Source organism: Bacillus cereus group sp. RP37 (assembly GCF_040459695.1).
Taxonomy (GTDB): domain Bacteria; phylum Bacillota; class Bacilli; order Bacillales; family Bacillaceae_G; genus Bacillus_A.
On the sequence record NZ_JARVHP010000001.1, the window covers coordinates 3,297,574 to 3,318,533 of the forward strand.

Sequence of the window (20,960 nt, forward strand, 5' to 3'; positions counted from 1 at the left end):
AACGATCACATCATTGCAACTGAGACTACTGGTTTTATTTTTACATGTGAAAGTAAAATATGCGTTCCCGCTCCACTACAACATTCCAATATATTCCACTTATATTCTTATCAAATCATTAACCTTTTTTCTTCAAAAATTGTTACAGCTACTATTCTATTACTATATTTCATCGTATTAGCACTTTATACTCCAAATCTATCACCTTTTATATAAGACAGGCATAAAATACTACGAGTATACACTTCATTCATAATAGGGGGTAATATATTGGGTTCATACCATCATTCTTCAAACTCAATTAAAAAATGTTCATGTAAATCTTCTTCTAGCTCATATAAAAAATGCTCATGCAATTCCTCTTCTAGTTCCTGTAAAAAAAGCTGTCCAGCATACGGCACTTTTTGGCAAACTGAGTTTATAACTGTTCCTTTTGGCGATCCTTTTCCATTTAATCACGTTGGCCCTATAGCAGGAGGAGTTTCCCTACTGAATCCGACTACGATACAATTTAGTCAAGCTGGTGATTATAGAGTTTCTTTCATTTCAAGTATTAACACTACTTTAAACCCTGTATTTCCACATATTCCAGTCATGACTATATTTTTAAATAATAATCCACTTGCTAATAGTCAAGGTGACTTTGCTTTTCAAATGAATACTTCATCAAATAACGAATGTCTTCAACTAGCAGGCGAAACGATTGTTACAGTACCAGCTAATTCAACTCTTCAACTGAAAAATAATAGTGGTTTTAATCGCCAAAGTATTATAACTTGTGATAATGGTATCAATTCAGTTGAATTAACAGTTATAAAACTAAGTTAATAATCATCTTCACGTTCAGATGCTATTTCAGCATCTTTTTTTATAATGTTCTTTAGATTCCCATCATCAAACATAAATTCTAGTGTACCTTTCTGTTAATCTAATAAACATGAAAAAAGTACCGAACTCTTCTACTACAAAAGTTCGGTACTTATTATATTACAAACTTCTCATTCTTTCTTACTTCTCCACATAAACAGACTTAACAATTGTACGATTATAAGGCTGCCCTTCTTTATTCATTCCTTTTATATCCATCGTAACGTTATATACTCCCGGTTGCTTTATGTCCTTCAAAGCACCAGTAAATGTATTGTTATTAGCATTTTGTAATTCATTAAATTCAGAGACTAGTTTTCCTTCTTTATTCACGATTCTTACTGTTATAGAAAGATCTCCTTTCATTTCAGGTGCCACAGGTGATTTTTTCAGTTTATACTCAGATTTATTCGCTTTAACTTTTGTAGGCATTTGGAGAACAAATGGCGCGCCACTATTGTAATCGCTTACAACTAAATATGCATCTTTCGACTGCTTCGCCATCATTTTAACTTTCCATTCTCCTATTTCCATTTTATCAAGTTTAAAGGTTCTAATTGTCGCACCACCAAAGAAAGATTGACCTTCACCAGTAGTTATAACGCTATCCTTATTTGTATATATTTTTCCTTTTGGGGATATCATTTGTACTTCTACATCCGAAGAAGCAGTTAATATAGAAACGATTCCTACTGCCTTTTTATCAACCGCAACAGTTTGCTCTATCCACTGATTTTGTGGCAATTCCCCTCCTAAAATGTTTTGGTTTGAAGTTGTATTTAATTGTTCTATATTTTCATTTGAACTAGTGCTAGATGCTACTAAAGCTGGAACTGGTACATTTGCTGTACGTAAATATGGTTCAATTCGTGAGAAAACAGCTGATCCCTTTCGTATATTATCATGATCAAATCTGGAATCTGTAAATAAATGAGTTCCATACGGCAGCTTAGCACTCCACTCATTTACTAGTCCATCATTTGAACCGTATGATGACAAATATAATCCGCCCATTGATAACGCGGAAAATACAGGGCCCCAGCTAGTCCCAGTAACTGTATAATAACGGTTTAATTTAGCTGCTGGATTATTATCAATCGTTGAACGAAATTTTGCCATTTCGCCCATTTGTAATGAGTACGTACCATCATCTTTTTGACCTAATATAGAAGCCAGCCATCCTGCCCACCAACTATATGATAAGTCCGCTAAATTTGATCCATGATGTGGCGTCGCAAGCGTAATAACATTTCCGACAAATCGATTTGCACCATATCCTACTAATGCAGCCTGTGTATCTATACCGCCTTTACTATGTGCTACAATATTAACTTTTTTACCGAAATGATTATATATCTCTTCTAATTTTTGTGCTAACAATTTTCCGTTATCCCACTGACTAGCCGACCCTTTCCCAGCAGCATCATATAATTGTATAAATACTGTTTGATAGCCTGCTTTCAAAGCATAGTCATACATATCATTTATATCGTGATACACTGTCTTTCCATACCAACTATCAGCATTCCCATTCCGTCCTTGCACAAAGAGAATTGGAGGCTTATTCCCATCGTAATTAGCAGGTTTTTGACCTAAAAACCATTCTCCAGGTGTAAATACTTCTTTATCTGGAAATCCCGTTTTAATCTCTTTTACTTCTTCCGCTTCTATCTTCGTACTAACAGTCATTGGAGCCATAATAAAAAATGCAAGAAGTAATACCATACACCTTTGCAAAATCCTCATTAACATTCCCCCTTTTTTTTGAAAGGAAGCACTATTTTCACTCTAGTTATTTATTTCTGACTTATTTTGCAAGTGAAACAAATAATAACTGTCCTTTCTTATGAAACGTTATTCTCTCAACACTTATTCATTCCTTTTCCTATTCAGCTCATTAAAAATTTCTCAATATATTTCTAGCTAAAAAAGCTGCGTATAAAAGGTCTTTATCCTAACCTTTTATACGCAGCTTCTTTATTATAAATCAATAATATACTCATCATCATATTTATCGTATTGGAGCCCTGACCCTATTTTTGATTCCGTAACTTGATCTCTTAAAAACGGTGCAGCATCCATTTTGCTAGTTGCAATTTCAATTCCATATTTTTTCGTTAAATGAGCCAACTCTATTAAAAACCACTCTCTTCGTAATGTAACTGGAATATCAAATGTTCTTCTTTTCATATATAAAAGCACCTCTTTAATTTCATAACTTAATGAACATCACTACATGCACGTGTGAAAACTACCTTTCATCACTAACATCCAATGAAACATTATAGTATATGCATGTCCATTTTAAACGTGCTATTACAAAACATATTTTAGTTTACATAATCATATTATGTAAGAGTAGAAGAGAAAGGTATATCCCTTCCCTTCTACTCTAGAAACTTAAATTAAGAACATCTTGGTACACCTAAAGCTAAGAATAAACCTGCTACTCCCGCAGTAATCGGTACTTTTAACGTAATAACATCGTCTACTTTCGTTACTAAAAAGAAAGCATTACCTTCTTGTAATATACAAGTTACCAATAATTGAAATTCCATTTAAACCCCCCTCCTTTCAATCGATATATTATACTTTATGAATTTTCTTTAAAAATGTAATAGGGAATATATCTATTTTTCCTTATATACGAAATAAATGTTTATAAGTCTATTAAAAATACTAATTTTCTAAATTTATATAAATCGTGTAATATCCAATAAGTTCCTATATAATCAATAGTGAAAATCTTACAAATGGAGGTATAAAAATGGCGATTTTGAGTAATATTGGTGCAGCTTTATTTTTTATTGCTTTTATTCTTTTAATACTATGTATCATTTCATTCTTTAAGAAAAATGGAAAAGCAAAACAATATGGTCGTCCTACTGTTATTCTTTTTATGATTTCAATTCTCTTAATAGGAATGGGCACTACAAAATCTGAACACCCAGTCATCGATTTTTTTGCTACTTTAAGTTTAATTTTATTTATTTTTTTCCTTGTTCTAGCAATCTTATCCGTAATTAAAAAGACAGGTGTAGCAAAAAAACAATTTATTATCACTGCTATTTTATTTGTCATTTTTGTTGCATTATCAAGTATTTCAGCTCCTTCTTCTGAAAAGACGACAGCAACAAATAAACAAGTCGCTTCTAATAATGCAGAGAAAAAAGATGATAAAAAGAAAGAAGCGGACGAGAAAACTCAAAAGCAAGAGGATGAGAAGCGTCTAGCCGATGAACAAGCTCGTAAGCAAGAGGATGAAAAACGCCAAGCCGAAGAGCAAAAACGTCTAGCTGATGAACAAGCTCGTAAACAACAAGAAGAACAAAAACGTCTAGCTGATGAACAGGCTCGTAAACAACAAGAGGAACAGAAAAAAGCACAGCAAGCTCAAACACAACCTGCTGCAGGAAATACTAGTAATGCATATTACAAAAACTGTGATGCAGTTAGAGCTGCTGGGAAAGCTCCGTTATATAAAGATCAACCAGGGTATAGCCGTAAACTAGACAAAGATGGCGATGGAGTCGCATGTGAAAAATAGCAATAAAAAAGAAGCTTCTAGTAAGCTTCTTTTTACTATTACGTATAGAATCTTATTACTCTTCCATTCTCGGAAGCCCTATATCAATTCAAATTGGTATCTTATTTTTTTATACTTGTAACATTAATCATTAACTGGGTCAATACTCCAATTAATGATTTCAATATGTTTCACCTCCACTTTTCCTTTGACAAGAAGATGTGGAATTAGGTGAAACATCCCGAATTTTCTACCCTTTTCATATTCCTCTCTGTAATATTCTTTTGTACAGATATTTAAATGCTTTAATTCTCTATATTCATTAAAGTTGATGAGTTCTATTTCACATTCTTTTAATTCTCTAATTGGTCCACCCCAATTCTGCTTTGAGTACTTGTATATTGCCATACACTCACCATTCAGTGCGCTAATAGGAATTTTATAAAACAGTTTATTTGTATGAATGTTTACTCCTATTTCCAGTAGTACTTTATAAATCTCATAAGGATGCATTGGTAAAAAATGCACGACATCATTCCATAAACATTCAAGTTTTGGTATTTTACGTGTTAATAAGTTCTCTCTTTGAGGATGATCTTTATATTTTTGTATATACTCACCATATAAATTTGGATATAACCTTTTCAATTCATTTAATGGGATTAAATATTCTCCTTTTAATTCTTTTGGTACCATATGATAAACATATTCCATAAAAACCTCCTATAAAATATAAAATTCATACAAAAAAATCTTAGATTAATAGAAAATATATTTATAAACCATCTATATCATAATAATGCATTGTGGATAATTTTCGACTCAAAAAATCCTTCGCCATCAGTTCTATAATGTCCTCTGATAAATAACACTACTATTATTCTCAAAACTGACACATTATAAGTGATTTCAATCACCACATTGTTTTTCATCTATCTCTATTCTTAACTTAGATATTAAATTTAAACTTTATGGAGGCATTCATATGAAACATACATTTACTGAAACTTCAATTGTTGGTGAGATTGTTACACAATTTCCGAAAGCTAGTGATTTTTTCAAGTCATATAGAATAGATTTTTGTTGTGGTGGTGATAAGCCACTTATTGATGCAATTCATGAAAGAAATTTATCGGCTTCCGAAGTAATTACAGAGTTAAATACGCTTTATCATAATACGAAACAATTAAATGAATCTGAAATTGATTGGAAAAGTGCTTCTTATCGTGAATTGATTGATTATGTAATTAATAAGCATCATCGTTATTTAAATGAAGAGTTACCACAGTTAAGTCCATATGTGACGAAAGTATTACGCGTTCATGGAGCAAATCATCCTCATTTAGCTCAAATTCATAAGCTGTTTCATGAACTTAAAATGGAATTAGAACAGCATTTAATTAAAGAAGAAACAGAAGATTTTCCATTAATTTTAGAATTTGAACACAATCCAACTGATGAAAACTATGCAAAGTTACGTAAAGTAGTAGATGAACTAGAAAATGAGCACAATCATGCCGGAAATATTATAAAAGAACTTCGTAAAGTGACAAATGACTTTACTCCTCCAGAGGGCGCTTGCGGCACTTATCGACTTGTTTACCAGCGTCTTGAAGCTCTAGAGTCCGATTTATTTGAGCATATTCATTTAGAAAATAATATTTTATTTCCACGTGCCATTACAAAAGCATAAATAAAAGCAGGACATGAGCATTTCTACTCATGTCCTGCTTTTTCATTACGTGAATAACATCCACACTTCTCCCCTTCACATTAACCCGAATTTTAACAATTTGTGAATCATTATAAAAATGTGATAAATATCACATCTCCCCCTTTTTTGATTTTCTATAATAGAAATATAATCCTTTGTTCAACATTTCACATAAAAGGGGAAATGAAAATGAAAAAACGTTTAGTTATGGTCGGAAATGGTATGGCTGGCATACGCTGTATGGAAGAAATATTAAAACATGATAGTGATTCATATGAGATTACTATTTTTGGAGATGAACCACATCCAAACTACAACCGTATTATGCTCTCTCATGTTTTACAAGGCAAAACAAATATGCAAGATATCATTATGAATGAATATAGTTGGTACGATGAAAACGAAATAACTTTGTATATAAACGAAAGAGTTCAAAGTATTAACCGAGAAGAAAAAATTATTACTACAGAAAAAAATCATACTCTTACATACGACAAGCTCATTATCGCAACAGGTTCTAGTGCTTTTATTTTACCTGTTGAAGGTTCCACACTTCCTGGTGTAACAGGATTTCGAACTATTGAAGATACACAATTTATGATAGATACCGCTAAAGAAAAGAAAAAGGCCGTTGTCATTGGTGGCGGGTTACTCGGTTTAGAAGCCGCAAGAGGTCTAATTGACTTAGGAATGGACGTACATGTTGTTCATTTAATGCCTAGCCTAATGGAGCAACAACTAGATACGAAAGCAGCTTCTCTATTGCGTGAAGATTTAGAAGCACAAGGCATGAAGTTTCTAATGGAAAAGAAAACTGTAAAAATTCTTGGTACAGATCGTGTTGAGGGCATTCAATTTGAAGATGGTGAAGTTGTAGATTGTGATTTAATCGTAATGGCTGTCGGAATACGCCCGAATACGCAAATAGCAAAAGATGCTGGTTTACTTGTAAATCGCGGCATTGTAGTCAATGACTATATGCTAACAAATGATGACTCCATTTATGCAGTTGGCGAATGTGCGGAACATGATGGTATCGCATATGGACTTGTTGCTCCTCTTTATGAACAAGGCGCAATATTAGCGAAACATATAACGAAAATACAAACTGATGGATATACGGGCAGTATCGTCGGTACGCAATTAAAAGTTGCAGGTTGTGATTTATTCTCTGCTGGACAAATTTATGAAGATGATCAAACAAAAGCAATATCAATCTTTGATGAATGTAAACGTTCCTATAAGAAAGTATTAATTCGCGACAATAAAGTCGTCGGTATCGTTTTATATGGTGACACAGCTGATGGTACACGCCTCTTTAGCATGTTAAAGAAAGAAGAAGATATACAAGAATATACAACCGCTTCCCTTCTTCACAAAGCTGGTGAAGAAAGTGAACTTGACGTTGCTACAATGAGTGCGGATGACACGATTTGTGGATGTAATGGTGTTACGAAAGGTACAATCGTTCATGCCATTTTAGAGCAAGAGTTAACTACTTTTGAAGAAGTTAAAGGCTGCACGAAAGCCGCAGGATCTTGTGGTAAATGTCGTCCGCTTGTGGAACAAGTTTTATCTCATACACTCGGAGATGCTTTTGATGCTTCTGCGCAGTCTGCTGGTATGTGCGGATGTACAACTTTATCACGTGATGAAGTCGTAGCGGCCATTCACGAGAAAGGTTTAAAATCTCCAAAAGAAGTACGAAATGTGCTTGGTTTTGTACATGAAGACGGTTGTTCGAAATGTCGTCCTGCTTTGAACTATTATTTACGTATGGCGATTCCAGAAGAATATACAGACGATAAATCATCTCGTTTCGTTAATGAAAGAATGAACGGTAACATCCAGCACGATGGTACTTTCTCTGTTATTCCACGTATGTACGGTGGCGTTACAACAGCAGATAATTTAATGAAAATTGCTGAAGTTGCGAAAAAGTACGATGTTCCTCTTGTGAAAATTACAGGTGCGAGCCGCATTGGCTTATATGGTGTTAAGAAACAAGATTTACCTAACGTATGGGCTGACTTACATATGACTTCGGGATATGCATATTCAAAATCGCTTCGTAATGTAAAATCATGTGTTGGTTCTCGCTTCTGCCGTTTCGGTACTAAAGATTCATTAGGACTTGGTATGCTCCTTGAACAATCATTAGAAATGGTAGATACACCTCATAAAATGAAGATGGGTGTAACGGGTTGTCCGCGTAACTGTGCGGAAGTACTGACGAAAGATTTTGGCGTTGTATGTGTCGAAAATGGATACCAACTTTATATTGGCGGAAATGGTGGTACGGAAGTACGCGAAGCTGATTTTGTAATGATTGTCCCTACTGAAGATGATGTCCTTCGTATCGCAACAGCTTATATGCAATATTATCGTGAAACTGGTATTTACGGAGAGCGTACTGCCTACTGGACAGAACGTTTAGGTCTCGATCACATAAAAGAAATACTACAAGATGCAAGTATGGTTACTACGCTAAATGAACGCTTCCAAACAGCTCGTAGCACATATACGGAAGCATGGGGACAAGCACTAGAAACGAAGTCATTAAAAGCGATGTATGAAGTAGAAACTGTGAAATAAGGAGCTGTGATCTATATGATACAAACGAAAGAAAAAATAAAAGTTATGCGTGCAGAAGACCTTCCTATTCAAATCGGTAAAGAGGTGCAAATGAAAGATATGTCTATTGCCCTATTCCGCCTTTCAACTGGCGATATTCGAGCTGTAGAAAATCGTTGTCCTCATAAAAACGGACCGTTAGCAGAAGGAATTGTATCTGGAGAATTCGTCTTTTGTCCACTGCATGATTGGAAAATCTCATTACTAACAGGTGAAGTTCAAAAGCCTGATGACGGCTGTATTCAAACTTACGAAGTAGAAGTTAATGACGGAGATATTTATATATACATGTAATTTACGAAAGGAAGCCTCCTCTGGCTTCCTTTTAAATAAAAATAGAAGAGGTGCGAATATGAAGAACGGATATGTATATTTAGTTGGTGCAGGGCCAGGTGATGAAGGGCTTATTACAAAGAAAGCGATAGATTGCTTAAAGCGTGCAGATATCGTCTTATATGATCGCTTATTAAACCCTTTCTTTCTTAGTTATACAAAAGAAACTTGTGACCTTATTTATTGCGGAAAAATGCCAAAGAATCATACTATGCGACAAGAAATGATTAACGCCCACCTTCTTCAATTTGCGAAAGAAGGAAAAATCGTTGTCCGATTAAAGGGCGGAGATCCATCTATTTTTGGTCGTGTTGGTGAAGAAGCAGAAACTTTAGCAGCAGCGAACATTCCATATGAAATTGTACCAGGTATTACATCTAGCATCGCCGCTAGTAGCTATGCAGGCATCCCCCTCACCCACCGTAACTACAGTAATAGCGTCACTTTACTAACTGGGCATGCAAAAGGTCCTTTAACCGATCATGGAACATATAATGCATCCCACAATAGCGACACAATCGCCTACTACATGGGTATAAAAAACTTACCTACAATTTGCGAAAACTTACTACAAGCAGGAAAAAAAGACGATACGCCAGTAGCAGTCATTGAATGGGGTACAACTGGAAAGCAGCGCGTTGTCACAGGTACTCTAGCAACCATTGTTCATAACGTCAAAACCGAAAATATTTCTAACCCTTCCATGACGATTGTTGGTGATGTCGTTTCCTTGCGTAACCAAATCGCTTGGAAAGAACGTAAACCATTACATGGTAAAAAAGTTTTATTTGCATCTGCAACAAATAAAGAAAGCGCAATAAAGCAAATGTTACAAGAGTCCGGTGCAGAAATATATCAAATTCCAACTTTCAAAAAGAAAGAATACACATTAACCCCTGAACAAATCAATGAGATTTTTAGCGTTGACCGCCTTGTATTTTGTTCAACTGAAAGTGTAGAAATATTGATGAGATCATGTAGTAAGCACGATAAAGATATTCGTTCCTTACAGGCGAAACTGCAGTATATGAACGGTGCCACTCAAGAAAAACTGATGCAATATGGGCTACTAAGTACACAAGCAGAGTTCTCTTCCGATCCAACTGTTTATTTAGGACGAAATATTAACCGAATTGCTTTTATTCAAGAGAAAACTGGTGCTGGATCCTATATGATGACTCATGCGTATACTATTGATTATCGCTTCGATGAAGTTCATTCTCGTATACTTTCTGAATTCTCATGGGATAGCATTGTGTTTGAAGGGCGTGCCTCAATTGATACATTTTTATCAGAAATAAAACGACTTGGCTTTATTGATATTCTTACTCTTCCCTTCTCGTATACCGACGTTCCAACTTTACACTATGCGAATAAAGTCGGATTTCATCATGTAGATGAGCAATTACAAAACATCATTATGATGAAAGATTTGGTGCTACAATGAAAGGAATTGTATATGTTGGACACGGCAGTCGCCTGCAAGAAGGCAATGAACAATTTATTCGCTTTATTCAATCTGTTATGAAAGAACGTAAAGAAAGAATTCAAAAAATAGCTTTTCTAGAGCTAACAACACCTACCATTGAAGATGCAGTTACAGAAGCGATACTGGAGGGAGCAACTGAAATAATGGTTGTACCTGTTTTATTATTTGCAGCAGCTCATTATAAACGTGATATTCCTTTTGAGATAGAGCAACTACAAAAGAATTATCCACAAATAACATTTTCAGTTGTACCACCTTTTAGTACGCATCCACATATGGTGGCACTTGTAGTGAAAAGAATACGTGAAGCCATGCCAATACAAGGTAGTAGTATTTTACTCGTAGGACGAGGCAGTAGTGATTCACAGCCGATACATGAGTTACAACAAATCGGAGCAGCTGTCGAACGAAAACTCAGTATGCCAGTATCGTGCTCATTTTTAAGGAAAGGAACTCCCTCTTTTACTGCTGAGCTCAAGACTATAACATCGACTGCGTCCCATGTATATGTCATGCCGTACCTTCTCTTTACTGGATTATTGCTTCAAAAAATTAAGTTGCATACAAAAAAATACGATCACGTTACAACTTGCAATTGCCTTCAGTTTGATACATATATGAAATTAACATTACTAGAACGAATGGAGGAATGTGTGTATGTATAACATGTACCCTCTTATGTTTAATCTACATAATAAAGTGGTCGTTATCATTGGTGGAGGTAAAATTGCATATCGAAAAGCGTCTGGTTTAAAAGATACAGGAGCTTTTGTCACCATTATCAGCCCAGAAATTTGCGAGGAAATGAAAGAACTTCCTTATATTACTTGGAAGCAAAAAACTTTTAGTAATGATGATATTAAAGATGCGCACCTTATTTATGCAGCTACAAATCAACATGCTGTAAATATGATGGTCAAACAGGCCGCCCACGATTTTCAATGGGTTAACGTTGTAAGTGATGGTACAAAATCATCGTTTCACACACCGGGTGTCATTCAATATGATGAATATGTTGTAACGATTTCAACTTCAGGTAAAGATCCATCGTTTACGAAGCGTATGAAGCAGGAACTAACATCTATATTTCCTAAACTTATAAAAAAGCTTTCTCGTACACATAAATCGTAATCTACCTATTATCTAACTATAAATTTACTTTGGACAAATGTTTTTTAGAGGCGTTTGTTCTTTTTATTATTAAACAAATAATTGACACTCCTACTTCTATGAACCACGTCAGTGGAAGTCCTTTTCTAAAACCCTAGACGTGTAAGAGGCGGAGTGCCTTTATCTACTAGTACCTTCAAAGTTCCCAATAGTGGAATTAAATTTAAGTTCATACATTTATCTCTTAATATCTTTATCTGTAGGCAAAACAATTGCAGCTATTATATAAAGTAACACTGTAAATCCGCTAGAAAAAAAGGCTGATAATACAGTTACTATACGAAGGATACTAACATCAATTCCATACTTATCACTTAAACCACCTAATACACCTGATACTTGTTTATCTTGAGTGGACTTATATAATTTTTTCATCTAAACACCCCGATTCAATTAAATATTTGTATGTTAAAAATTAGTTCGATCTTTGGAAGAAATTTAAACTTTCTTTAACTAACCTGCCCTTTAATTGAATAACACCTGACATCTATATTTTAACATAAAATCCCATAAGCCTTCTTTTTTTCATTTTAAAACCACATTATTTTAGAAAACAAGCGTTTGTTGAGATATCAATAAAAAACATGTTGAAGCCTATTACTAAAAGAACCATCCCAAAATACTTTGGGACGGTTCTTTTTCCTGATTAATGATTCTTTAACATCACTAACAGTTTCTCTTGGCTATACATCCATACTGTAATGATTAAACAAGCAAGTGCTACTTCTGATAATGCCATAAATCCAATTGCATAATGGCCTGTTAGTTGGAATAGTAAAGTTAAAATTAATGGTGGGAAGAATCCTCCTAGTCCGCCTAAAGCTGAAACGAGTCCATTTACAATACCAGCTTGTTCAGAGAAGTACATTGGAACGAGTTTGAAGATTGTACCATTACCAATCCCTGCACAAAATGCGACTAGTAGGCAGCCAAATGTATACACATTCATACTTGGCATAAATGATAAGATAATACCTGAAAGTGTTAAACCGATAAACACGAAGATTAATATTTTAAATGGATTAAACTTATCCCCAAGCCAACCGCCAATCGGACGCATAATTGTTGCTAATACAATGAATCCGGCTGTCCGCATACCTGCATCTACTTTCTCTAATCCGAAGTGGGATACTAAAAAGTTTGGTAAATATACTGTAAATGCGACAAATGATCCGAAAGTTAAAAAGTAAAAGATACATAAAAACCAAAGTTTTTCATTTTTATATACACCTTTTATTTGTTCCATTAATGGTGTATTCACCTTTTTCTCTTTACGATCGCCTAATAAAAAGTTCATAAGTGCAAACGCTGCAAGTAAAACTAAATAACACTGTACTGTCGTTCTCCAGCCAACTGAAGTTGCGATAACTGGTGCTAAGAACGAAGTAATTGCTGTTCCAGCGTTACCGACACCGTAAATACCATTTACAAAACCGTGACTCTCTTTCGGAAAGTATTTCGGTAAAGAAGTTACCCCTACAGAGAATACAGCTCCACCAATTCCTACAAATAAGCCACCAATAATTAAATCCATCATTGAATTGGCAACACTAATATAAAAGACAGGAAATAATAATAGAATAAAACTAATAAAGAATAATTTCCTTGCTCCGAAACGATTTGTCCAATAACCAATTGGAATGCGAAGAACAGACCCTAAAATAACTGGTACTGCTGTTACCATAGAAATTTGTCCCGCAGTTAATGGAATATCCGTTTTAATATAAGGCATTAATGATGATAAAATGACCCATACCATAAAACCGATAACTAGATTAGAAGTTTGTAAGCTTAATTGAAAATTAGGACTTTTCATCCTGTTCCCTCCTATGTATGCATAGTTATATTCATTCCCTCCAGCCTAATCACGTCCTAACATGATTAGGCTGAAAAGAATCAACCACCACTTACTGGCGGAATCATCGCTACAATATCGCCAGTTTGAATGATGTCATCCTCATTTGCATACTCTTCATTTATAGCGACCATTATCTCACCTGAAATCGCTACGTTGTATTTCTTAATGAGGACTTCCTTTAGTTCAGCAACCGTAATATTTTCACAATCTATGTGTAATGCTGGCTTACTTACTTCTTCTTGCAAATGTGCAAATAATAGTACTTCAATCATATTCTCATCTCCTTTCCAGGCTCACTATTTGCATATGCTACCTTCTCTAACTGATCACCTATCCAAGACTCACCATCTTCCCAAAACTCTTTCTTCCAAATTGGAACAATTTGTTTTATACGTTCCATAATATATTCATTCGCCTCATAGGCTGCTTTCCGGTGTGGTGTAGAAACAGCGACGACAACAGCCAAATCAGAAATTTGTAATGTACCAATGCGATGTGTAATCGTCACATATGTCCCAGGCCATTTCTCCCCTACTTCGGTACCAATTCTCTCAAGCTGTTTCTCCGCCATTGTCTTATAAGCTACATACTCTAAATACAGCGTACGACGCCCTTTCGTAAATTCTCTGACAGTACCAATAAAAGTAGTAACCGCACCACACTCACGACGAATTACTTTGTTTGTAACTTCTTCAATTGAAATAGGTGTATCAATTACTTCATAATACGTATGTGTCATCTTGCACCTCTTATCTTCGTATAAGTTAGCAATCTATTTTTCTATTATTTGTATGATCGAAGTGGTTCTTCCCACGGCCACTCACTTCCGACGTTTGATTCTAATAAAAGTACCGAAACAGTTATTCCTGCTTCAAATCCTCTCGTCCCTCCCGGCAGAACGATAAATGTATTCGCTTCTGCAAGTGAAGAAATTGCGCTAGATTTATCTAAACCAACTGGTGTAACTTGTAATTGACCATCTACAATCTCTACTCTCCCTCTTACAAAACGAGTAAATGGATTTGCTTTCGGAAAGTCTTTCTGTAAAATTGCTTCTGCACGATATACGTGCGGATTTTTCCTATGCAAGTATGTTCCAATGACTGGTCGAACATATAATTCACATCCGACATAACAAGCTGAAGGATTACCAGATAGACCAAATAATAGTTTTCCTTCTAACTCAGCTACAGTTGTCACACTTCCTGGTCGCATTGCTATTTTATTGAAAAGTACATTAGCTTGTAATCTCTCATAAATAGCAGGTAAATAGTCATAGTCTCCTACTGAAACACCACCAGTTGTAATTAAAATATCGACTTCTTTTATCGCTTTTTTTACAGTGTTATAACACGTCTCAAAATCGTCAGCGAATTGTCCATAATACTGTACAACTCCGCCCGCTCGTTCAATTTGTGCAGCTATCATATAGGAGTTACTATTTCGAATCTTCCCTAGCTTTAATTGTTCATGTACTTCAAGCAGTTCGCTTCCTGTCGTTACAATTCCAATAACCGGCTGTTTTACAACGTGTACGGTACTATAACCAAATGTAGCAAGAAGAGCTACTACTCCAGGATTAATAACAGTCCCTTTTTTCACAAGGATGGCATTTTCCTTTACATCTTCTCCTTTAAAAGAAATGTTATCACCAGAAGAGAAAGAGCGTTTTAATACCATATAAGTCTTTTCGTTTTCTTCAAATCCTTCCGTAAGCTCTAACATAACAACAGCATTACACCCAGCTGGAATTGCCGCTCCTGTCATAATACGGACAGCTTGAAATGGTTTCACTTCTTCTGTAAAAACAAAGCCGGCTCCAATTTCACCAATCACTTCAAACTGAACAGGGTTACTGCTACTTGCTTCTTTTGTATCTTCTGCTCGAATCGCAAATCCATCGTACGGAGAGCGATCAAAATGGGGAACATCATGATCTGCAATAATATCTTCTCCAAGCGTTCTACCGTAGCTTTCTATAAGAGAAACCTTTTCTATTTCACCTTGATGAGCATATTCCATTACACGTGCAACTGCTTCTGCCACTGGAATTGGTATACGTTTTTCTAACATTCTTTTTCACCTCGTTTTAATAAGGAGCAACTCTCTTTCTGTTCATCCTATATATTTTGCATATAATCGTTTTGCTATTTTCACATCATTTGTCCCATGAATAAATGCCCTACCGTCTGTAAATAAAACAAAACGATATTCATCAACAAGAAACGATAATAAATATGGTGTTTTTTTGACATCCAAATTTTTTTGTAAGCGCTTTTGTATTTCTTCTAAATTAAGAGTTCCCTCTATTCCTGGACGTATTTGAACGGTATTCCGTCCGCATAACACTTCCGTTTTCATCTGTGCTTCAAATGTTAAACTTGGATACGTTCGTGATTCCCCGCAAGATGGACATGTACTTTTTCTCTGTCTATTTACTTTTAATGAGAGATATTGATTGTTCCAAATATCAAATGATAACATTGTTCCTCGCAGCGCCTCAAAATCATCCACCAATATTTTTATCGCCTCTGTTACTTGGTGAGCAACAACCATCTGTACAGCTGGCTGAATAATTCCGGCTGTATCGCATGTTGCACCGCCCATAGGATGATCCATCAGACAGCGAAAACATGGTGTTTTCCCAGGAAAAATTGTATACGTTACACCGTAACTTCCAATGCAGCCACCATATATCCAAGTTATATTTTCTTTTTGTGAAATGTCATTTATAAGTAGGCGCGTATCGAAATTGTCAGTCGCATCTATTATAAGATCCACTCCTTTTGTTAACTCTTCTATTTCTTGCATTGTGACATCCGTTACAACTGGTATAATTTTCACTTCAGAATTAATCTTTCTTACATGTTCTGCTGCTGCAATTGCTTTTGGTTTAGACTGCTGTGCATCTTCTTCTCTATATAACTGTTGCCGCTGTAAATTACTCCATTCCACATAGTCACGATCGACAATTGTCAATTTCCCAATTCCCATCCTAACGAGCGCTTCTGCATTCGCAGCCCCTAGTGCACCCGCACCGATTAAGAGCACATGTTTTTCTCTTATTTTTCTTTGTCCCTTTTCACCAATTCCAGAAAACAATACTTGCCTTGAATATCGCTCTTGCATAGGGAATCCTCCTTTCGTTATCCACCAATGTAAGACATTTCAACTTTTGGACGTTTATTTGTACTTTCAGCAGTTCTTTCATCTGAATATCGATCTGTTCTAAACTCCCATGTATGTTGGAGAATTTTTAGTAGTGAGGCATCAGAAATGTTTTCTCGAAGAAGCGTTCGCAAATCCGTTCCTTCCGTTCCAAATAGGCACGTAAAAAACTTACCATCTGCCGAAATACGAGCTCGCGTACAAGAAGAACAAAATGACTCAGATACTGAAGTAATAAATCCAACTTCGGCATCACTCCCTATATATCGATACAATTTCGCAACTTCTCCAAAATAATTAGGCTTAACGGGCTCTATCGGATATACACGATTAATCGTCTCTATTAATTGTTCCTTCGTAATGACTTGTTCAAAGTTCCATCCGTTCGTACTGCCTACATCCATAAACTCAATGAAACGTAACTGTATTTCTTGTTCTTTAAAATACTGAGCCATAGGAAGAATTTGACTATCATTCATTCCTTTTTTTACGACCATATTTACTTTTACTTCTAATCCAGCAGCCTTTGCTGCTTCAATTCCTTTCAGTACAGGTTTTGTACTTACGTTTCTTCCGTTAATTTTTTTGAAGAAGTGGTCCTCTATCGCATCTAAACTAATATTTACACGTTTTAATCCCGCGTCTTTTAGCGCCTTAGCTTGTTTTGCTAAATGAATTCCGTTTGTTGTGAGTCCAATTTCTTTTAGGCCTTCTAGCTTTGCAAGCCTTGCAATTAACTTCGGTAAGTCTTTACGCAATAAAGGTTCACCGCCAGTAAGCCTTATTTTGTGGGCTCCCATACTTATAAACAATCTTACTAATCTTTCTATTTCATCGAACGTTAATAAAAACTCTTCCTGTAAAAAAGCGTAATCAGGTCCGAACACTTTAGCAGGCATACAATATGTGCACCTAAAATTACAACGATCAATAACTGAAATACGTAAATCTTGAAGTGGCCGTTCTAAAGAATCTTTCATTTTCTCGTGCATCTATATCCCTTCTTTTCTGCTCAAATCCTTAGTAAGCTTTCGATTTTTTTATTTGCCTTCATTATAAAAAAGAAGCGACATATTCAATGTGACTTTTCTCACATTACTTTCCCCATTCAAAAATTCTTCACAAATCTGTTCGAATTTTGTTCACATCTCCATCCCCTTACTCCTTACGGTCATTGAAATTTTACATTATTTTTAAAATAGCTCTTGCATTTTCAGCATATTTACACTCAAAATAGGAAATGTATTGCTTATAAGAAGAAAGGTGATTGCTGTGACAAACAGTATGACATTATCTCAAGATTTAAAGGAATTACTTGCATCTGTTGAATATAAAATGCAGATTAAAAAAGGAAGTTTTATTTTTCAAGAAGGTATGGACGCGACAGAACTCTATATCGTCCACTCAGGAAAAGTACAAATTAGTAAACTAAGTGCTGACGGGCAAGAATTAACACTTCGGATTTGTTCGGAATATGACATTATCGGAGAATTAACATTGTTCACGGACAATGCGAAGTATTTATTAAATTCAAAATGCCTTGAAGATGTTGAAGTAGGCGTTATAAAGCGTGAAGCGTTAGAAAAAGCATTACTCCAAAAGCCCGCACTTGTATTTGAATTTATGAAATGGATTAGTGAACATTTAAGAAGAATGCAAACGAAGTTTCGAGATTTAGTATTACACGGCAAAAAAGGTGCCCTATATTCTACTCTCATACGAATGACAAATAGTTATGGTGTTTTAAAAGAAAATGGAATTCTCATCGATTTACCATTAACGAATCAAGAACTTGCTAATTTCTGTGCAACTTCGCGTGAAAGTGTAAATCGAATGTTAAATGATTTGAAAAAAAAGGGTACAATTTCTATTCATAAAGGAAAGATTACAATTCATGATTTACAATTTTTAAAATGTGAAATTGCTTGTGAAGATTGCTCCGCTTCTGTTTGTAGTATTGATTAGCATCTTATTTAGATGCTAATCTTTTTTCATATTACGCTACTTGTTAATTTTCACGTATACGTTTCTCTCCCTATCACCATCAAGCTAAGTAAAGGAAATGCCCCAAAACGAAAAACAAACCGTTTCCTGTCAAAAACACACGAATTTTCAGCCTGGGGGTGTTATAAACTTCTTAAGTTGATGGGTATAGCATAGCGTCAGAAAAATGCAGATTTACAACGTTAAGGAATTTCCAGTATTAAAAAGCCTAATTTCTTCGTTATATAGATCTCATTTAAACAACTTTATATGAATATAAAATATTGTTAAAATCGTAAATTTTCTGCATCACTCACTTATTCCAGATGTGTTTTTTCCTTTCTTGAAGGCATGAATTTAGTTACCATGTCCTGATAGGTTGCCTGTTCGTTTCCGATTTTGACATCAGTAATAAAAATCTTTCGTTCTTTTACAGGACCAGGTTTCGTTTGGCCGTACTTCGGTTTCCACTGTGGGTGGTAAATCCCTGTCTTTAAGTAAGGTGTACGCGCTCGTGTAGCATAGGCATTAGGACCTTGCACTTCCCATACAATTTTTCCATCTTTCCATATTTGTAACAATCCGTTATTCCCTGATGACCACTTTGCATGGATTATCCAAGAAGACCAGATTCCTTTTTGCACAACTTCATCCAATGTCTTAAAATCGCGTTGTATATTCGTAGTAGGACCAAATGCGCGTTGTATACTCCATCTATCGCCTTTCACTGCGATAGCCAATTCCGGAAAATCCCTATTCACTCGCTCACTGCCGAGTACAGCGTGCCATTGCATGACGATATCGGCCCCACTGTCAGTGTCAAACATCCAATCCTGCGGGATATAAATCTGTGCCGTATACCAACGTTCGTGAAACCCTTCTTCGTATGGCTGTGCAATTTCTGAACGGAACTGTCCTTGTGAATGCGCAACAACGAACTGAACTGCTTTGTGATTACTCATCATGTGGGGCGCATCTACTACACGTACACGTTGTGTGATCGTATTATTATCTAGGTTGACGCGGTCTTCCGGGTTAATAGCTATTTTCCATTTTTGTAGTCCAGATTGAAAGCTGTCTTTGAACATGATAGCATCGTTTGTTTCCTTAAACTTCTTTTCATTTTTGGAGATTTCTGATTGAGCCATTGTCTCTCTTTGCTTAGTTAATACCATACTGACTACAAACAAGACACATATACTAAGAATTTTTTTCATTTTTCATCACATTCCACTTCATAATGTAGTGTATACTTCGCATCCGATTTGTTCTGGTCCTTTAACGGAATAAGGAACAAATATATTTTCCCCTCCGAAAGCTTTTTATATAATAAGGTACTAAATAAACTTGATTTACAGTCATACCTCCTTCTTTGTAATACACATTTTTTTCTGACTAGTGGTATTTTATTAAATTCTTAAGTTTATGGGCATGGTTTATCTCCCCTATATAAAAAACGAGGCCTTCCATATTAGACCTCGTTTCGTTATAGCAATTAGCTCCTATCCGTTTACAGCAGTATTATTTTTTCAATTCATTAGGGATACGTCTTCTGTAAATTACATAACTACGGCTTAAGTATTTAATTGGGGCACTAAATACATGTACCAGTCTTGTAAATGGCCATACTGCGAAAAGTCCTAAGCCTGCCAGAATATGAATTTTAAACCATACAGGTACTTCCGTCATATATTCAACTTTCGGTTGGAAAATAAAGAGACTTCGGAACCAAGGACCTATCGTTGTACGATAATCAAATCCTTTTGAGTCGATGTTTAAAAATGTTGAAGAAAGCCCTGCCATCATAACGATAAGTAATAAAATAAGCGCAATATAATCTCCCTTTGTACTCGTTGCAATGATGCGTTTTACCGTTACACGGCGGTATGTTAATATAATTAAACCGATGATAGAAGCAACACCTGCCGGAAGCCCGAAACTAATTGCTACTACATGATACATATGCTCAGAAATACCTATTGAACGATATACAGCTTCTGGAATTAAAATCCCCATAACATGACCGCCAATTACGAACATGATCCCAAAGTGGAATAATATACTTCCGATTCGGAGCATTTTCTTTTCTAATAGTTCACTAGATTTTGATGTCCATCCAAATTGATCATAGTTGTATCTGAAAATATGTCCACCGATAAAGATTGCAAAAATGATATAGGGAAACAATACCCATAGAAATTGATCCATCATTTTGACA

General features: G+C 35.4%; 22 protein-coding genes. 9 read left to right on the forward strand and 13 right to left on the reverse strand.

What is annotated here, in order from left to right; translation table 11 throughout:
- The first annotated feature begins 270 nt into the window (after positions 1-270).
- Entirely contained in the window at positions 271-828 is a 558-nt protein-coding gene (locus tag QCI44_RS17460; RefSeq protein ID WP_016134296.1) for a hypothetical protein, read from the forward strand.
- Between the two features lie 180 nt (positions 829-1,008).
- Here QCI44_RS17460 and QCI44_RS17465 read toward each other — a convergent pair whose 3' ends face one another.
- The 3 genes from QCI44_RS17465 to exsG form a co-directional block, all read right to left on the reverse strand.
- Positions 1,009-2,565 carry an esterase/lipase family protein gene (locus QCI44_RS17465; RefSeq protein WP_431154523.1) on the reverse strand — a complete coding sequence of 519 codons (1,557 nt, stop codon included), beginning with the start codon at positions 2,563-2,565 and terminating at the stop codon, positions 1,009-1,011.
- Positions 2,566-2,847: 282 nt separating this feature from the next.
- The gene (locus tag QCI44_RS17470) at positions 2,848-3,057 is read right to left on the reverse strand and encodes a hypothetical protein (protein ID WP_016088109.1); all 210 of its coding nucleotides are present in this window, start codon (positions 3,055-3,057) and stop codon (positions 2,848-2,850) included.
- Positions 3,058-3,272: 215 nt separating this feature from the next.
- Positions 3,273-3,425, reverse strand: a complete 153-nt coding sequence (gene exsG, locus QCI44_RS17475; RefSeq protein WP_000395678.1) for an exosporium protein ExsG — start codon at positions 3,423-3,425, stop codon at positions 3,273-3,275.
- Between the two features lie 209 nt (positions 3,426-3,634).
- On the opposite strand from exsG, the gene QCI44_RS17480 reads away from it, so the two are divergent.
- Entirely contained in the window at positions 3,635-4,414 is a 780-nt protein-coding gene (locus QCI44_RS17480) for an excalibur calcium-binding domain-containing protein (RefSeq protein WP_353811353.1), read from the forward strand.
- 123 nt (positions 4,415-4,537) lie between these two features.
- Here the strand turns inward: QCI44_RS17480 and QCI44_RS17485 are convergent, their stop codons facing one another.
- Positions 4,538-5,107, reverse strand: coding sequence for a group-specific protein (locus QCI44_RS17485; protein WP_353811354.1), 570 nt, complete (start codon positions 5,105-5,107; stop codon positions 4,538-4,540).
- Positions 5,108-5,378: 271 nt separating this feature from the next.
- Between QCI44_RS17485 and ric the strand changes: the two genes are divergently transcribed.
- From ric to QCI44_RS17515, 6 genes are all read left to right on the forward strand, one after another.
- Positions 5,379-6,086, forward strand: a complete 708-nt coding sequence (gene ric, locus QCI44_RS17490; RefSeq protein ID WP_016088112.1) for an iron-sulfur cluster repair di-iron protein — start codon at positions 5,379-5,381, stop codon at positions 6,084-6,086.
- Positions 6,087-6,296: 210 nt separating this feature from the next.
- Positions 6,297-8,702, forward strand: coding sequence for an NADPH-nitrite reductase large subunit (nirB, locus tag QCI44_RS17495; RefSeq protein WP_016134291.1), 2,406 nt, complete (start codon positions 6,297-6,299; stop codon positions 8,700-8,702).
- 15 nt (positions 8,703-8,717) lie between these two features.
- Entirely contained in the window at positions 8,718-9,035 is a 318-nt protein-coding gene (gene nirD, locus QCI44_RS17500; RefSeq protein WP_016134290.1) for a nitrite reductase small subunit NirD, read from the forward strand.
- 58 nt (positions 9,036-9,093) lie between these two features.
- Entirely contained in the window at positions 9,094-10,521 is a 1,428-nt protein-coding gene (locus QCI44_RS17505; RefSeq protein ID WP_088084267.1) for a uroporphyrin-III C-methyltransferase, read from the forward strand.
- Positions 10,518-11,228 carry a sirohydrochlorin chelatase gene (locus QCI44_RS17510; RefSeq protein ID WP_353811355.1) on the forward strand — a complete coding sequence of 237 codons (711 nt, stop codon included), beginning with the start codon at positions 10,518-10,520 and terminating at the stop codon, positions 11,226-11,228. Before QCI44_RS17505 ends, QCI44_RS17510 begins: the two co-directional genes overlap by 4 nt.
- Entirely contained in the window at positions 11,221-11,694 is a 474-nt protein-coding gene (locus QCI44_RS17515; RefSeq protein WP_016088117.1) for a precorrin-2 dehydrogenase, read from the forward strand. Before QCI44_RS17510 ends, QCI44_RS17515 begins: the two co-directional genes overlap by 8 nt.
- A gap of 216 nt (positions 11,695-11,910) precedes the next feature.
- On the opposite strand, the gene QCI44_RS17520 is transcribed toward QCI44_RS17515, so the two are convergent.
- The 7 genes from QCI44_RS17520 to moaA form a co-directional block, all read right to left on the reverse strand.
- Positions 11,911-12,108, reverse strand: coding sequence for a PspC domain-containing protein (locus QCI44_RS17520; protein ID WP_116363096.1), 198 nt, complete (start codon positions 12,106-12,108; stop codon positions 11,911-11,913).
- A gap of 271 nt (positions 12,109-12,379) precedes the next feature.
- Complete coding sequence (gene narK, locus QCI44_RS17525) at positions 12,380-13,549, reverse strand: nitrate transporter NarK (RefSeq protein WP_088084268.1); 1,170 nt, start codon at positions 13,547-13,549, stop codon at positions 12,380-12,382.
- A gap of 80 nt (positions 13,550-13,629) precedes the next feature.
- The gene (moaD, locus tag QCI44_RS17530; RefSeq protein WP_016088119.1) at positions 13,630-13,863 is read right to left on the reverse strand and encodes a molybdopterin converting factor subunit 1; all 234 of its coding nucleotides are present in this window, start codon (positions 13,861-13,863) and stop codon (positions 13,630-13,632) included.
- Complete coding sequence (gene moaE, locus QCI44_RS17535; RefSeq protein ID WP_016088120.1) at positions 13,860-14,330, reverse strand: molybdopterin synthase catalytic subunit MoaE; 471 nt, start codon at positions 14,328-14,330, stop codon at positions 13,860-13,862. Before moaE ends, moaD begins: the two co-directional genes overlap by 4 nt.
- 44 nt (positions 14,331-14,374) lie before the next feature.
- Positions 14,375-15,664 carry a molybdopterin molybdotransferase MoeA gene (locus QCI44_RS17540; protein ID WP_016134285.1) on the reverse strand — a complete coding sequence of 430 codons (1,290 nt, stop codon included), beginning with the start codon at positions 15,662-15,664 and terminating at the stop codon, positions 14,375-14,377.
- Positions 15,665-15,706: 42 nt separating this feature from the next.
- Positions 15,707-16,720, reverse strand: a complete 1,014-nt coding sequence (locus tag QCI44_RS17545; RefSeq protein ID WP_116363097.1) for a molybdopterin-synthase adenylyltransferase MoeB — start codon at positions 16,718-16,720, stop codon at positions 15,707-15,709.
- 17 nt (positions 16,721-16,737) lie between these two features.
- On the reverse strand, positions 16,738-17,751 hold the full coding sequence (gene moaA, locus QCI44_RS17550) for a GTP 3',8-cyclase MoaA (protein ID WP_116363098.1): 1,014 nt from the start codon (positions 17,749-17,751) through the stop codon (positions 16,738-16,740).
- A 280-nt stretch (positions 17,752-18,031) separates the two neighbouring features.
- Here moaA and QCI44_RS17555 point away from each other — a divergent pair, with 280 nt between their 5' ends.
- Positions 18,032-18,724 carry a Crp/Fnr family transcriptional regulator gene (locus tag QCI44_RS17555; RefSeq protein WP_000185192.1) on the forward strand — a complete coding sequence of 231 codons (693 nt, stop codon included), beginning with the start codon at positions 18,032-18,034 and terminating at the stop codon, positions 18,722-18,724.
- 335 nt (positions 18,725-19,059) lie between these two features.
- Here the strand turns inward: QCI44_RS17555 and QCI44_RS17560 are convergent, their stop codons facing one another.
- Positions 19,060-19,959: a polysaccharide lyase family 20 protein gene (locus QCI44_RS17560; RefSeq protein ID WP_088084271.1), complete on the reverse strand. Its 900-nt coding sequence runs from the start codon at positions 19,957-19,959 to the stop codon at positions 19,060-19,062.
- 304 nt (positions 19,960-20,263) lie between these two features.
- Complete coding sequence (narI, locus tag QCI44_RS17565) at positions 20,264-20,953, reverse strand: respiratory nitrate reductase subunit gamma (RefSeq protein WP_016088124.1); 690 nt, start codon at positions 20,951-20,953, stop codon at positions 20,264-20,266.
- Positions 20,954-20,960 lie beyond the last annotated feature (7 nt).